Source organism: Streptomyces sp. NPDC021093 (assembly GCF_044333135.1).
Classification (GTDB): domain Bacteria; phylum Actinomycetota; class Actinomycetes; order Streptomycetales; family Streptomycetaceae; genus Streptomyces.
Genome location: NZ_JBIRQJ010000003.1, coordinates 358400 through 373880, shown reverse-complemented (window position 1 = coordinate 373880; position 15481 = coordinate 358400). Strand labels below are relative to the sequence as shown.

General features: G+C 72.5%; 9 protein-coding genes. 8 read left to right on the top strand and 1 reads right to left on the bottom strand.

Annotated elements, in window-relative coordinates; all coding sequences use genetic code 11:
* Window positions 1-180 precede the first annotated feature (180 nt).
* The 8 genes from ACH4SP_RS10520 to ACH4SP_RS10485 are packed head-to-tail and all read left to right on the top strand — an operon-like array spanning window position 181 to window position 14320.
* Window positions 181-1980 (top strand): condensation domain-containing protein, encoded by a 1800-nt coding sequence (locus ACH4SP_RS10520; protein WP_398412733.1) that lies wholly within the window; start codon window positions 181-183, stop codon window positions 1978-1980.
* On the top strand, window positions 1977-6038 hold the full coding sequence (locus ACH4SP_RS10515) for an amino acid adenylation domain-containing protein (protein WP_398412730.1): 4062 nt from the start codon (window positions 1977-1979) through the stop codon (window positions 6036-6038). Before ACH4SP_RS10520 ends, ACH4SP_RS10515 begins: the two co-directional genes overlap by 4 nt.
* Window positions 6035-9235: an amino acid adenylation domain-containing protein gene (locus ACH4SP_RS10510; RefSeq protein WP_398412728.1), complete on the top strand. Its 3201-nt coding sequence runs from the start codon at window positions 6035-6037 to the stop codon at window positions 9233-9235. Before ACH4SP_RS10515 ends, ACH4SP_RS10510 begins: the two co-directional genes overlap by 4 nt.
* Window positions 9235-9606 carry a nuclear transport factor 2 family protein gene (locus ACH4SP_RS10505; protein WP_398412725.1) on the top strand — a complete coding sequence of 124 codons (372 nt, stop codon included), beginning with the start codon at window positions 9235-9237 and terminating at the stop codon, window positions 9604-9606. The genes ACH4SP_RS10510 and ACH4SP_RS10505 overlap by 1 nt, the downstream gene beginning before the upstream one ends.
* Window positions 9607-9610: 4 nt before the next feature.
* On the top strand, window positions 9611-10438 hold the full coding sequence (locus tag ACH4SP_RS10500) for a hypothetical protein (RefSeq protein WP_398412723.1): 828 nt from the start codon (window positions 9611-9613) through the stop codon (window positions 10436-10438).
* Complete coding sequence (locus tag ACH4SP_RS10495; RefSeq protein WP_398412721.1) at window positions 10435-12276, top strand: amino acid adenylation domain-containing protein; 1842 nt, start codon at window positions 10435-10437, stop codon at window positions 12274-12276. The genes ACH4SP_RS10500 and ACH4SP_RS10495 overlap by 4 nt, the downstream gene beginning before the upstream one ends.
* Window positions 12273-13511, top strand: a complete 1239-nt coding sequence (locus tag ACH4SP_RS10490; protein WP_398412720.1) for a cytochrome P450 — start codon at window positions 12273-12275, stop codon at window positions 13509-13511. The genes ACH4SP_RS10495 and ACH4SP_RS10490 overlap by 4 nt, the downstream gene beginning before the upstream one ends.
* Before the next feature lie 38 nt (window positions 13512-13549).
* The gene (locus ACH4SP_RS10485; RefSeq protein ID WP_398412718.1) at window positions 13550-14320 is read left to right on the top strand and encodes a thioesterase II family protein; all 771 of its coding nucleotides are present in this window, start codon (window positions 13550-13552) and stop codon (window positions 14318-14320) included.
* A gap of 49 nt (window positions 14321-14369) precedes the next feature.
* On the opposite strand, the gene ACH4SP_RS10480 is transcribed toward ACH4SP_RS10485, so the two are convergent.
* Complete coding sequence (locus ACH4SP_RS10480) at window positions 14370-15479, bottom strand: hypothetical protein (protein WP_398412717.1); 1110 nt, start codon at window positions 15477-15479, stop codon at window positions 14370-14372.
* Between the last annotated feature and the right edge of the window lie 2 nt (window positions 15480-15481).

Sequence of the window (15481 nt, the reverse complement as noted above, 5' to 3'; positions counted from 1 at the left end):
CTATCCATCGAACGCGCCCGAATGCAACGAGAAGATTTCTTGACGTCTTACTGACTACTTGATCTTGCCGAGTCGGGCGAACGTCGACTAGCGTCCGACTTACTGTTCGTGATGAAGCGAATCAGCGGGGCTTTCCATGTCTCTGCAGAGTTCCCGAATGCCGTGAAAGGTGAATCCGTCATGCCTTCCTCCGAACGGCGCGTGGACACTCGGGCAACGTTGTCTTTCGCGCAGCAGCGGCTCTGGTTCCTCGACCGGCTCAGGCCGGACCGGCCCGATCACAACGTGCCGGCCGCGGTACGCCTGCGGGGTCCGCTGGACCGGGGCGCGCTGGTGGAGGCAGTGACCGAAGTGGTGCGGCGGCACGAGGTGTTACGCGGCAGAGTCGTCGTGGTCGACGACAGCCCGTACCAGGTCACGGAGTCGGTCGACACGTTCGTACCGACCCTCACCGACCTGACCGCCCTGCCCCCGGCACAGGCCGAGGAGCGGGCCCATGAACTGGTGGTCCACGACGCGGCGACCCCGTTCGATCTCGGCACCGCGCCGATGCTGCGCGCCCGGCTGATCCGGATCGCCGCCGACGACCATCTGCTGGTCCTCGTGATCCACCACATCGCCGCCGACGGCTGGTCGCTCTCGGTGCTCTGGCAGGAGTTCTCCGCCGCGTACCGGGCCGCCGTCTCCGCCCGGCCGGTCGAGCTGCCGGAACTCCCCGTCCAGTACGAGGATTTCGCCGAGTGGCAGCGGGACCACCTCACCGGTCCTGCGCTGCGGGACCAGCTCGCCCACTGGCGGGAGCGGCTGGCCGGCCGGATCCCGTCGGCGTTCCCGACGGACCGGCCGCGCCCCGCGCTGTGGTCGGGGCGCGGCGACCAGGTCGAGCTCCGGATTCCGGCGGAACTCACCGAACGCGTACGGGCGCTGGGGCGCACCCACGAGGTGACGCCGTTCATGACCTTGCTGGCCGCCTTCAAGGTGCTGCTCGCGCACAGCTCGGGCGAGCCCGACGTGCCGGTGGGGACCCCGATCTCCGGGCGGACCCGCATCGAGGTGGAACCGCTGATCGGGTTCTTCGTCAACACCCTGGTCCTGCGCACCGATCTGTCGGGCGACCCCAGCTTCACCGAGGCGCTCGGTCGCGTGCGCCGGTGCGCGGTGGACGCCTACGCCCACCAGGACGTGCCCTTCGAGCGTCTGGTGGAGGAGCTGCGCCCCGGGCGCGACCTCGGCCGGCACCCGCTGTTCACGGTGATGTTCCAGGTGGAGGGGGAGCCCGCGCTCCCGTCCGGGCTGCCGGACATCGAGGTGACCGCCCATCAGGTTCCGTACGACATCGTGAAGTTCGACGTCGAGGTCTCCCTGACGGACTGCGGCGACCGCTTCACCGGCGTGGTCCGCTACGCCACCGATCTCTTCGAGCGCGCCACCATGGAGCAGCTGGCCCTGGACTACGCGGAACTGCTCGGCCGACTCGTCGGCAGTCCCGAGCGGCCGATCTCGGCGTGGGAGCCCCTGCTCGCTCCGCGTACGGGCCCGGCCGGTCCCGCGGACCGGCCGGAAGCCGGACCGGCTGCCGGACAGGACACCGGTCGCGACGCCGGTCTCGACGCCGGACAGGACACCGGACAGGACACCGGTCGCGACGCCGGTCAGGACGCCGACCAGGACGCGCCGGACGGCGCTCCTCCCACCGAGACCGAGCTGCTCGTGCTGGAGGTCTGGGCCGAGGTGTTCGGCGTCGCCCCCGGCGGCGTGCGGGACGACTTCTTCGAGCTGGGCGGACACTCCCTGCTCGCGTCGCGGGTCATGTCCCGGCTCAGCCGGACGCTCGACCTCGAACTGCCGGTCACCCTGCTCTTCTACCACCCCACCGTCGCGGAACTGGCCCAGGGCATCGACGCGGTGCTGCTGGCCGACCTCGACAGCCCCGACTCCCACCCGGCCCTGATTCCGGCCGGAGAGGACCAGCAACCATGAAGGCACACCCCGGTCGCCCCCAACCGGACGCACGGCCGGGCACCGCCCCGGCCACCACCCGGGCCCTGCTCGACCAGCGCATTCGCGCCGCACGCCGGAAGACCGCCGAAGGCGGCACGGGGGACGCGGTGGAGCCCCGCCCCGAGGGCCCGCAGTCGGCTTCGTACACCCAGGAACGCATGTGGCTGGTCGAGCAGCTGTCCCAGGGCCCCGCCCTGTACAACGTCCACGAGGTCTTCCGGCTGCGCGGCCCGCTGGACGTGGCCGCACTCGGGCACGGGCTCTCGGATCTGATCCGCCGCCATGAGGTGCTGCGCACCGTCTTCACCGAGCGGGACGGGCGGCCCGAGCCCTCGGTCTCACCGGCGCACCCTTGCGAACTGCCCCTGGTGGACCTGCGAGTCGGATCCGAGGAGCACGGGGAGAGCAACAGGGAGAACAGCAACGGGGAGAACGACGAGGAGAGCCGGGTGCAGCAGGCGCTCGCGCTCGCTCATGCCGAGATCCGGCGCCCGTTCGACCTGACCCGCGCCCCGCTGCTGCGCGCGACCCTGTTCCGGGTCGACGAGGACGACCACTTCCTGGTCGTCGTCATCCATCACGTCGCGGTCGACGGCTGGTCGATGCCACTGCTGTGGGACGACCTCTCCGCGATGTACCGGAGCCGCCTGGAGGGCCGGGAGCACGAGCTGCCCGAGCTGACGATCCAGTACGCGGACTTCGCCCACTGGCAGCGCGGCCGGCTCACCGGCGATGCGCTGCGGGCCCCGCTCGACCACTGGCGCGAGCGGCTCGCGGACGTGGCCACGCTGGACCTGCCGACCGACCGGCCGCGCGGCCCGGTCCGCTCGGGCCTCGGCGAGCGGATCACCTTCACGGTCCCCGACGCACTGGTGGACCGGCTGCGCCTGCTGGGGCAGCGGCACGGCACCACGCTGTTCATGACGCTCCTCGCCGCCTTCCAGGCCCTGCTCGCCCGTTACAGCGGCCAGTACGACGTGCCGGTCGGTACGCCGGTCGCGGGCCGGACCCGGCCCGAACTCGAAGGGCTGGTCGGCGCGTTCATCAACACGGTGGTCGTCAGGACCGACCTGTCGGGCGACCCCGGTTTCGCCGAGCTGCTCGGCCGGGTCCGGCGCACCGCCGTCGACGCCTACGCGCACCAGGACGTCCCGTTCGAACGGCTCGTGCAGGAGCTGCGGCCGGAGCGCGGTCTGGATCGCAACCCGCTGTTCCAGGTGCTGTTCGCGAGCCTGTCCGGCAGTGCCGCCGGGCCCCGGCTGCCCGGGGTGGAGGTCGAGCAGGTCGACCTGGACAACGGCACCGCCAAGGTCGACCTCAGTCTGGTGGTCGCCGAACGGCCGACGGGCACCACCGGGACCGTCGCGTTCGACCGCGACCTCTTCGACCGCCCGACCGTCGAGCGCCTGGTCGGCCACTATCTGCGCCTCCTCGACAGCGCGGCGAACGACCCCGAACTCCCGCTCTCACGGCTTGAGTTGCTCACCGAAGCCGAGCGCCGGGAGATACCGGCGGCGGCCCACGACAACGCCGAGACCGTCCCCGCGGGACTGTGCCTGCACGAGCTGATCGAGCGACAGGCCGGGCTCCACCCCGAAGCGCCGGCGGTCCACTGCGGCGACGAGCGGCTCACGTACGGGGAACTCGACCGCCGTGCGAATCGGCTGGCCCGTCATCTGCGCGACCGGGGCGCGGGCCCCGAGCAGCTGGTCGGCGTGTGCCTGCCGCGGTCGGTGGACCTGGTCGTGGCCCTGCTGGCGGTACTCAAGTCCGGGGCCGCCTATCTGCCGCTGGACCCCGAACTCCCCGAGCAGCGGCTCTCGTTCATGCTCACCGACGCCGAGGTGCCACTGCTGGTCACCCAGCGGACGCTGGCCGGCCGGATCCCGGAGACCGGCGCCGACGTCGTGCGGACGGACACCGAGGCGGACCTGATCGCGGCACGGTCCGACGAGCCGCTGCCGGCCCTCGCGGCGCCCGCCAACCTCGCGTACTCGATCTACACCTCGGGGTCCACCGGCCGCCCCAAGGCCGTACTGGTCCCCCACGAGGGCGTCGTCAACTACCTCGTGGTGCGCGGCCGTCAGCTCGACCTGGACCGCTCCGACGTCGTCGCCTCGGTCGCCTCGATCTCCTTCGACGTACTCGTCCCCCAGGTGTTCATGCCCCTGGCCTGGGGCGCGAGCGTGGTGATCGCCCCGCCGGAGGTCGCCGTCGACGGGCCGCGGCTCGCGGAGATGATGCGCCGCTTCGGCGTCACCACCCTCATGGCCACCCCTGCCACCTGGCTCCTGCTACTGGACAGCGGCTGGCAGGGCGGCCGGTTCCAGGCGATCTGCGTGGGCGAGGCGCTCCAGCCGCAGCTGGCCCGCCGCCTGCTCGGCGTGGTGTCGACCCTGTGGAACGGCTACGGGCCCACCGAGGCCTCCGTGGGCGCCGTCACCCACCGCGTGGACGCCGCGCGGGACCTCGACCGGCCGGGCGCCTCCGTGCCGATCGGCCGCCCGCTCGGCAACCTCCGGATCCACCTCCTCGACCGTGCGGGCAATCCGGTGCCGGCCGGCGTCCCCGGCGAGATCCACATCGGGGGCGTCGGGGTCACCCGGGGATACGCCAACCGGCCGGGGCTGACCGCCGAACGCTACGTACCCGATCCGTACGGCGGTGGCGGACGGCTGTACCGGACCGGTGACCTGGGCCGGTACCTGCCGGACGGCAGCCTCGTCTTCCTCGGCCGCACCGACGAACAGGTGAAGGTGCGGGGGTACCGCATCGAACTCGGCGAGATCGAAGCCGCGTTGTGCGCGCTGCCCGGTGTCGCGAGGGCCGTGGTCACGGTGCGGGGCACCGGGGCCGACGTCGAACTGGCCGGATACGTGGTGCGGCAGGACGGGGAAGGGGAGCTGACCGCACTCCGGCAGGCCCTGCACGAGACCCTCCCCGAGTACATGGTCCCCGCGACCCTGACGGCCCTGGACCGGGTGCCGCTGACCACGAACGGCAAGGTGGACCGCGCGGCCCTGCCCGCCCCCGCCCGCCGGGACCAGGGCGCCCCGGCGCTGCCCCCTCGGGACGTGCTGGAGCTCCGGATGACCAGGATCTGGCAGCGCGTGCTGGGCTCCCCCGAGGTCGGCGTGCGGGACAACTTCTTCCACCTGGGCGGGCATTCGCTCAGGGCGGTGGAGCTGATGGAGGAGATCCACCGGGAGCTGGGGGTGCGCGCACCGCTCCACACGGTGTTCCGCCACCCCACCGTCGAGGGGCTGTGCGCGGAACTCCCCGCCGCACCGGCCGCGCTGCGCCGGCTCGTGGTTCCCCTGGTGGAGGGCGGCCCCCGGCGGGCGCCGCTGTTCCTGGTGCATCCGCAGAGCGGCGGCGTGTCCGGGTACCTCTCGCTGACGGCACACCTCGACGCGGACCGGCCGGTGCACGGCATCGAGGCCGTCGGCTACGACACCGACGAGCAGCCGCTCGCCACCGTCGAGGAGCAGGCGGAGCGCTACCTCCGCGAGCTGCGGAGCGTGGCGCCCGAAGGCCCGTACCTGCTGATGGGGTGGTCCTTCGGCGGGCTCGTCGCCTTCGAGATGGCCCGGCAGCTGGAGGAAGCGGGCGAGGCACCGGAGTTCCTCGGGATCATCGACGTCGGGGCGCCCGGAACCTACCGGGGCGACCGCGCGGGGGACGGGACCGCGCCGTTCCTGCTCGACTCCGGCGCGGACCGACTCCCGCCGCGCGGCCGGTCCGCACTGCTGCGCCGTATGGAGCGCATCTTCGCCGCGAACGGTGACGCCGTCCCGCGCTACCGATCGACAGCGCGGCTGCGTACGCCGATCCACCTCTTCGTGAGCGCCGACGACCATCCCACGCGCCGCACCCCGAAGGTGGACCGCGCGCTGTGGCAGCGGCACACCGACGGCGGGCTGAGCGTGTTCGACGTGCCCGGCAACCACTTCGACATGCTGTCGCCGCCGTACGCCGCTGCCTTCGCCGAGACCCTGTCCTCGATCCTCGACCCCTCCAGGAAGGCCGCCACATGAGTGCCGACTTGCCACTGACGTCGGCCCAGTCCGGAATCTGGTTCGCCCACCATCTGCATGCGGACAGCCCGGCGTACAACACCGGCGAGTACTTCGACATCCCCGGTCCGATCGACCCGGACCTGTTCGAGCGTGCCCTGCGCAGCGTGGTGGACGAGACCGATTCGCTGCGCGTCCGGTTCACCCCGGGCGCCGATGGCCCCCGGCAGGTCGTCGAGCCCTCCCCCGACTGGTCGATGCACCGGGCGGACCTCGGCTCGGCACCCGATCCGCGGGCGGCGGCCGAGGAGTGGATGAGGACGGATCTCGCCACCCCGGTCGATCTCACGCGCGGCCCGCTGTTCCGCCAGGCCCTGTTCAGAATCGCACCGGACCGTTTCCTGTGGTACCAGCGGGTCCACCACATCGTGGTCGACGGCTTCAGCATGTCGCTCATAGCGCGGCGCGTGGCCAAGACGTACACCGGGCTGGTCGAGGGCACGCACCGCGCGGGCTCCGCCTTCGGCCCCCTGGACGTCCTCCTCTCCCACGACGCGGACTACCGCGCATCACAGCAGCGGGCGCGCGACCGGGAGTTCTGGACGGACCGGCTGGCCGACCGGCAGGATCCGGTGAGCCCGGCGGGCCGTTCGGCTGCGGCTTCGGGCAGCTTCCTGCGCCGTACGAGCAGCCTCCCCGCCCCCACCATGGCCGCGCTGCGCAGTGCCGCGCAGCACGCCGGGGCGACCTGGCCGGTCACGGTGCTCGCCACGATCGCCGCGTACCTCCATCGCGTCACCGGCACCCGCGACGTCGTGCTCAGCATGCCCGTGACGGGCCGTACGGCGCCCGCCGAGCGGGCCGTCCCCGGCATGGTGGCGAACGTGGTGCCGCTGCGGATCCGCGTGGATCCCGAACAGGGCCTGACCGCACTCATCCGTCAAGTCGCCGACGAGATAGGCGAGTCGAGGGATCACCAGCGCTACCGGGGCGAGGATCTCCGCCGGGATCTGGGCGCCGACGAGCCGCAGCGGGTCACGTTCGGCCCCGTGGCCAACATCATGTCCTTCTACTACCGGCTGGAGTTCGCCGGCGTCCGCGCCACGGCGCACAACCTCTCCAACGGGCCGGTCGAGGACCTCTCGATCTCCGTGTACGACCGGTCCGACGGCACCGAGCCGCGCCTCGACGTCGACGCGAACCCGGCGCTCTACTCCGAGGCCGAACTCACCGCGCACCAGGGGCGGTTCCTGCACTTCCTGGAGACCGTCGCCGCCGAACCCGACCGGCCCCTCGGCAGCCACGACGTCCTCACCCCCGAGGAGCGGCGCCGGACGGTCGTCGAGTGGAACGACACCGCGCACCCGTTCCCCTCGACGACGGTGCCCGAGGCCTTCGCCGCGCGGGTCGCCCGCACCCCCGGTGCGACGGCCGTGACCTTCGGCGACACCACCCTGTCGTACGCGGAGCTGAACGCACGCGCCAACCAACTGGCCCACCGGCTCGTCGCGTTGGGCGTCCGCAGCGAACACCGGGTCGCCGTGCTCATGGAACGCTCGGTCGACGTGGTCGTGTCGGTCCTGGCGATCAGCAAGGCCGGCGGCGCCTACGTGCCCCTGGACACCCGCTCCCCCGCCGCCCGGCTGCGTGACGTCCTGGCCGGGACCGGCGCCACGGTACTGCTCACCCACCGGGCCACCGAGAACCATGAACTTGCCTGTGGGACAACGGACTTGGTGGTCGACGCCGCCGGATCGGGCCTCTCCGGCGAGCCGGCCGACGACCCCTGCGTACCGCTGCGTCCGGACCATCTGGCGTGCGTGCTGTACACCTCGGGATCGACCGGAGCGCCGAAGGGCGTGGCCCTCAGCCACCGCAACGTCCTCGGTATGACGGCGGACCGCTGCTGGCGCGGCGACGGCCCGGCACGGGTACTCGCGCACTCCCCGCACGCCTTCGACGCGTCGACCTTCGAGTGGTGGGTGCCGCTGCTCAACGGCGGACAGGTGGTCATGGCCCCGCCCGGTGACCTGGACCTCGCGGCGTACCAGCGCCTCGTCGTGGACCACCGGATCAGCGCACTGTGGCTGACGGCCGGGCTGTTCCGGGTGCTCGCCGAGGAGTCGCCCGGCGTGCTGGCGGGCGTCTCCCAGGTGTGGACCGGCGGCGACATCGTCCCGGCCGACGCGGTGCGGCGCGTGCTCGACCGGTGTCCCGACTCCGTGGTCGTGGCGGGGTACGGGCCGACCGAAGCCACCACGTTCACCACCCGCAGCGTGCTGCGCCCCGGCCTGCCCGTGCCCGATGTCGTGCCGATCGGCCGCCCCATGGACAACAGGCGGGTGTACGTACTGGACGAGTCGCTCTCGCCGGTGCCGCCGGGCGTGGCCGGTGAGCTGTACGTCGCCGGTGCGGGCGTGGCGCGCGGCTATCTGAACCGTCCCCGGTGGACCGCCCTGCACTTCGTGCCGTGCCCGTTCGGCGAACCGGGCGACCGGATGTACGGCACGGGCGATGTGGTGCGCTGGAACCCCGGCGGCGAACTGGAGTTCCTCGGCCGGGTCGACGAACAGGTCAAACTCCGGGGATTCCGGATCGAGTTGGGGGAGATCGAGGCGGTGCTCGCCGGGCATCCCGAGGTCGCCCAGGCGACGGTGCTCGCGGGCCGGGACACCGCGGGTGAGAAGCGGCTGATCGGCTACGTGGTGCCGACCGGGCCCAAGGGGCTCGACGTGGCTTCGCTGCGGGAGCACGCGGCGGCGGTGCTGCCCAACTACATGGTGCCGACGGCGCTCGTCCCCCTGGACGGATTCCCCCTGACGCCGCGCGGCAAGATCGACCGGTCCGCGCTACCCGTACCCGAGTTGACGCCACCGCCGTCCGGGTCGGCGCCCGGCAGTCCTGCGGAGCAGGACATGTGCGCACTGTTCGCCGAGGTGCTCGGGCTGCCCTCGGTGGGCGTCCACGACAGCTTCTTCGCGCTGGGCGGCAACTCGCTGCTCGCGACGCGGCTGGTCAACCGGGTGCGGGTGCGCACGGGCCGCGAACTCACGCTGGCCGCGCTGTTCCAGGCGCGTACCCCGGCCCTCCTGGCCGAGGCGGTCGACAGCGCCCCGGAGGCCTCGGCGGCGCCGGGCCCCGTACGACGTTCCACAGCTCGGAAAGAAGTCACTCCGACAGAAGTCACTCGGACAGAGATCACAGGGAGTGTCTCGTAATGGTCCAGACGACGGCCGCACTCGGGGTGTCCCGAATACGCCGCTACTACCAACTCGTCGACGCCGGAGACGTACCGGCGCTGGTCGACCTGTTCACGCCGGACGCGCACTACCGCCGCCCCGGCTATCAACCACTGGTGGGGCACGCCGAGTTGGAGCGCTTCTACCGCGAGCAGCGGGTGATCCGCGAGGGCGAGCACACGCTGTCCACGGTGGTCGCCGAGGACGACGAGATCGCGGTGCACGGACTGTTCCGCGGCGTACTGCGCGACGGAGCCCAGGTCGAGCTGCGGTTCGCGGACTTCTTCCGCATGGCGCCCCGGGGCCGCATCGCGTCCCGGGACACCTTCTTCTTCGTCCCGGCGGTCTGAGCCGGTGAGCATCCACGAAGACACGATCCGGGTCGACCGCCGCTACAACGGCCCGCCGGACAGCGCCAACGGCGGCTATGTCTCCGGTCTCGTCGCACAGCGCGCGAGACGGCTGCTGGGGTCGTCCGACGACGACCTCGTGGTCCAGCTGCACGTCCCGCCACCGCTGGACACCGATCTCCGCACGACCCGGGCCGGCCGGCGGGCCCACGTCTGGCACGGCGACGTGCTGATCGCGACCGCGTCGCTCCAGGCGCCGGGCAATGACGCCCCTGCATCCGTTGCCCTGGACCTCGCCGAGCAGGCAATGCTCGGGTACGAGGGAAGGAGCGCCGAGGGGCGGGGCGCCGACGGACAGAGCTCCGACGGACGGGGCGCCGAGAAGCAGAGCGCCAACCCCTTCCCCACCTGCTTCGTGTGCGGTCCCGACCACCCGGACGGGCTGCGGCTGGCGCCGGGCCCGGTGCCGGGCCTCGGCGGTCACGTCGCCTGCGTCTGGACGCCGGACGCCACCACCGACGACGGGACCGGAACCGGCACCGTCGCCGAGGAGCTGGTCTGGGCGGCGCTGGACTGTCCGGGCGGATGGACGCTCGACCCGCTGCGCAGCCCGCTGGTACTCGGCCGGATGTCGGCCCGGATCACGGCCCTTCCCCGCGTCGGCGAGGCCGTGGTCGCGGTGGGACGCGGCGTTCCCGGCGAGGGCCGGGTGCACACCTGCGGCACCGCGCTCTTCCTCCCCGACGGAACCGAACTCGCCCGCTCGACGGCGACATGGGTGCGTCTGCGCCCGACAGCAATGCCCCAGGACACGAAAGCGGAAAACAGTTGACCAAGACGGCCTCGACCACAGACACGACCGACAGGTCCGGGTTCATCGGCAGTGGAGAGCCGCCGTTCGCCGCACGGCCGATTCATGAGCTGGTCGCCGAGCAGGCGCGGCGCACGCCCCACGCGCCCGCGGTGACCTGCGACGGCGAGACCCTCACGTACCAGCAGCTCCTCGCCCGCGCCCAGGACCTCGCCGAACGGCTCCGGTCCGCCGGTCTGGCGCAGGAGGACGTCGTCGGGGTGCTGATGCGGCGCTCGCCCGAGCTGATCGTGGCCCTGCTCGCCGTGCTCATCGCGGGCGGGGCGTACCTCGGACTCGAACCGGACGATCCGCCGGGCCGACGGGAGGCGCTGCTCAAGGACGCCGGTGTGCGCACGGTGCTCGTCGACGACGCGCTCCGGGACCGGGTGCCCGACGGGATCACCGCGATAGCGGAAGGCCCCGGTACATCTGTGTCGTCGGATGTGTCGCTGCCCGGCCATCCCGACCGGCTCGCCTACGTCAGCTACACCTCGGGTTCCACCGGAGAGCCCAAGGGCGTCGCCGTACCGCACCGGGCGGTCGACCGCCTGGTGCGTGGCGCGGACTGGATGGAGGTCCGGCCGGAGGACGTCTTCTTCCACATCGCGCCGGTCGCGTTCGACGCGTCGACGCTGGAGATCTGGGCCGCCCTGGTCAACGGCTGCCGTCTGGTCGTCTTCCCTCCGGTCGCGATCACCATGGAACAGGTGGCGGAGACCGTCCGCGCCGAGGGCGTGACCGTGCTCCTGCTGACGACCGGACTCTTCCACCAGATGGCGGGCTCCCGGCTGGACGCGTTCGCCGGTGTGCGCCACGTCCTCACCGGTGGCGACGTCGCGTCGCCGAGCCACGTCGGACGGCTGCTGACCACGTACCCGCAGCTGGTCTTCACCAACGGCTACGGGCCGACCGAGAACACCACGTACACCACCTGCTGGACCAGCAGCACCCTCGCGGCCGGGCAGAGCGTGCCGATCGGCCGTCCGATCAGCGGCACCAGGGTCGCCGTGCTCGACGGCGACCTGCGGCCCGTGCCCAGGGGTGAATGCGGTGAGCTGTACGCGGCGGGCGCCGGACTCTCGCGCGGCTATCTGCGCCGGCCCGGCGCGACCGCCGAACGGTTCCTCCCGGACCCGTTCGCGACCGAGCCGGGGGCCAGGATGTACCGGACGGGCGATCTGGTGCGCCAGGCCCCGGACGGCACGCTGGAGTTCGTCGGGCGCGCGGACGAGCAGGTCAAGGTGCAGGGCTACCGCGCCGAGCCGCGCGCCGTCGAGGCGGAACTGGAGCACCTGGCAGGGGTGCGGCACGCGGTCGTGCTGCCGCAGGCCGACCCGGCCGGTGGCACCAGGCTCCTCGCCTATGTCGTGCCGACCGACCCGGATCCGGACAGCGCGATCGGCCTCGGCCGCCAACTGCGCCTGGAACTGCGGGAGAAGCTGCCCGCATATCTGGTGCCCTGGGCGATCCTGGTCCGCCCCGAGCTGCCGCTGAACCGCAACGGCAAGGTCGACCGGCGGGCCCTGCCGACCGCCACCCGGGTGCCCAGGAACGTGGCCAACGAGTTCGTCGCACCGCTCACGACGGTGCAGTCGCGGCTGACCGAGCTGTGGGGCGAACTCCTGGGCATCGAGCCGATCGGGATCGAGGACGACTTCTTCGACCTCGGCGGCCACTCGCTGCTCGCCACCGAGCTGCTGGTCACCGTGCAACGGGAGTTCGGGGTGGACGTCCCGGCGCAGACCCTGTTCTTCTCGCCGACCGTGGCCGAGTTCGCCACCGCGCTCGTGGAGCAGCTGGAGGTGCAGCCCCGATGACGACGGTTCCTTCCGGCGGGCGGTGCCCGGTCACCGCGCCGCAGCAGGTCGATCTGATCGACCCCGACCTCTACCGGGGGGACGGGGCGCACGAGGCCTGGCGGCAGCTGCGCCGGCACGCTCCGGTGAGCTGGCAGCCGGTCCGCGACATCGGGTACTGGTCGGTCGTCTCGCACGCCGACGCCTGCCGGATCCTGCGCGACCACGACAGTTTCACCTCCGAACAGGGCACGCTGCTCAATCTCCTCGGCAAGGGCGACCCGGCGGGCGGACGGCAGATGGCGGTGACCGACCCGCCGGCCCACGCCCGGCTGCGCGGCCCGCTGCAGCAGGCGCTGTCCATCAAGACCGTGGAGAACGACCGGGAGCGGATCCGCCGCACCGTCGTCGCCCTCATCGAACCCCTCGCGGACGGCGGCCCGTTCGACTTCGCCACCGCCATGGCCGCCCTGCCCATGGGGGTGATCGGCGCGATGATGGCGCTGCCGGACGAGGACTGGCCGCGGCTGATCCAACTCACGCACGCGTGCATCGCGGCGGACGACCCCGAGTTCCAACTCGCCGCGGGGCCGCAGGCCACCCTGCGGGCCGCCCACCGCGAACTCTTCGCCTACTTCCAGGACGTCGTCACCCGGCGGCGGCACGCTCCGGGCGACGACCTGATCAGCGTGCTGCTGACCATGGAGCTGGACGGGCGCAGGCTGTCGCCCGGCGAGATCGTGTCCAACTGCTACAGCCTGCTGCTGGGCGCGACCGTCACCACGGCCCAGCCCCCGAACGCGGCGATGGCCGCGCTCGCCGGGACACCGGTCCTCGACGACTGGGCCGCCCACCCGGAGCTGCTGACCGGTGGGGTGGAGGAGTCGCTGCGCTGGGCCTCGCCCACCCAGCACTTCATGCGCCACACCACGCGCGACGTGGAGGTCCAAGGGGTACGCATCCCGGCGGGCGACCCGGTCGTGGTGTGGCTGGGCTCGGCCAACCGCGACGAGAAGGTGTTCGCCGACCCGGACACCTTCGACATCCGGCGCACCCCCAACAAGCACATCGCGTTCGGCGTGGGCGCGCACTACTGCATCGGGCACACCGTCGCCCGGGTGACCCTGCGGATCTTCTTCGCGGAACTGCTGGCCAGGTTCACCGACTTCGCACCCGCCGGCGAACCGAGCCGGCTGCGCTCGAACATCATCGCGGGCTACGCCCACCTGCCGATCACCGCGAAGCCCCGCCGGTAGCCCCGTACCCGTAGGTCCCGTACAGAGAGCCCGCGATCATGAACACACCCGCTCCTCCCCCCACAGGACCGCCCCGCAAGAAGTGGTTCCTGCGCGAACCGTCGCCCACGGCCACGGCCCGCCTCTTCTGCCTGCCCTACTCGGGATGCGGCGCGAGCATGTACCGCCGCTGGCCGACGATGATCGACGGCATGGAGATCTGCCCGGTGCAGCTGCCCGGCCGGGAGAACCGCATGCGCGAACCGGCCTACGCCACGTACGAGTCCATGGCGGACGACCTGGCCGAGGCGCTGCACCCCTATCTGGACCGGCCCTACGCGCTGTTCGGCCACTGCGGCTCCGCGCTGGCGGCGTACGAGACAGCGGTACGCCTCGTCCAACGGGGCTCTCCCGCCCCGGCCCGGCTCTTCGTCTCGTCCGAGGTGGCGCCGCAGGACGGCCCGTACGGCCGCTTCCTGGACATGACCGACGAGGAACTGGCCGCCGAGCTGCACGAACTGGTCGCGGAACTGGGCGGCACCCTGCAACCGAGCCTGCTCGACCTGTACTTGGGCGTGCTGCGCAAGGACGTGGACATGAACACGCGCTACCACGTGCCGGAACCGGTCCGGCTGCCGTCGCGCATCACCGCGATCGGCTGGACCGCGGACACGGGCATTCCGCCGTCCCTGATGACGGGCTGGTCGGCCTGCGGCGACACGAGCTTCGAGCTGCTGGAGGGCGGCCACTACCGCTTCATCGAGGCGCCGGAGGAACTGCTGTCGCTCCTGGCCTCCGAGGTCGGGGCGGGTCGGGGTGAGAACGGCTGACCCGGTTCGGTTGACCCGGTTCGGTTGACCCGGGGTCGGCCGAACCGGGTCAGCCGAACCGCAGGATGCGCGGGGCGAAGGTGCCCTCGGGGCCGCCCGCGCGGCCGACCGACCACACCGTCGCCGTGCCCGGCACCGGCGCCAGCCGCAGCACCGACGAGTCGCCCTCCCCGGCCACCGCGGGTTCGCTGTGCTCGGTGAACGACTGCCCGTTCCAGCCGAGGAAGTCCGGCCCGGGGACGAACGGCGGATTGCTGCCCGGCGGGCCCCACTTCAGCGAGCGGGCCACCGAGACCCAGGCCAGCGCGCCCGACGTGGCGGGTGCCAGCGAGGTGATCGAGCCGAAGTCGGTGGGCACGGTGACCTGGTTCCACGCCTGCCCGTCGAAGCGGACCAGCAGTGGCGGAATCGGCTTACCGACCGGGCCGCCGACGAACCCGGCCGTACCGCCCGCCCACACCTCCGTGGGCGAGACCGCGAGCACGCTGCTCACGGCCGAGCGCGGGAACCCGTTCACGAGGGTCTGCTGCCACGCCTGCCCGTCCCAGTGCGACACGGCCGCGCCCGAGCCGGTGGCGCCCGCGGCCCAGACGTCGTCGGCAGCCCGCACGTGCAGGCCGTACACGGACCCGGGCGGTGCCGGCACGTCCCGCCAGCCGTGCCCGTCCCTGCGCAGCAACACCTGCGCGCCGTCCCGCGATCCGATCAGCCAGGTCTCGCCGCCGCCCGCGACGGCCTTCGTGAGGACGACACCTCTCGGGGGGCGGCTCTCGCGCCAGGCGGTGCCGTCGAAGCGGAGCAGTCGGGCGCCGCCCGCCGCGTCGCGGCCGACCGCCCAGGCCGCGGTCGGCGAGGTCGCGGCGACCGACAGCAGTTCTCCCTGCCAGCCGACCCCGGGCAGGCTCTGGCGCTGCCAGGCCGTTCCGTTCCAGCGCAGCACCAGCGGGAAGCCAGGCGCCGAGCGGCCGACGGCATCGGCACCCACCGCCCACGCCCGGTCGGGCCCGAACGCCACGGCCTCGTTCAGCCCGGCCTGTGGGCGTACCTCTGCCGGGACCGGAACGTGTTGCCAGGACGGGGCTCGCGCCGAGGCCGACGCGATGACGGCCATGCAGGTCATGGCGACGGCAAGGGCCGCGACGAGAAGTCTGCGTGCCATGG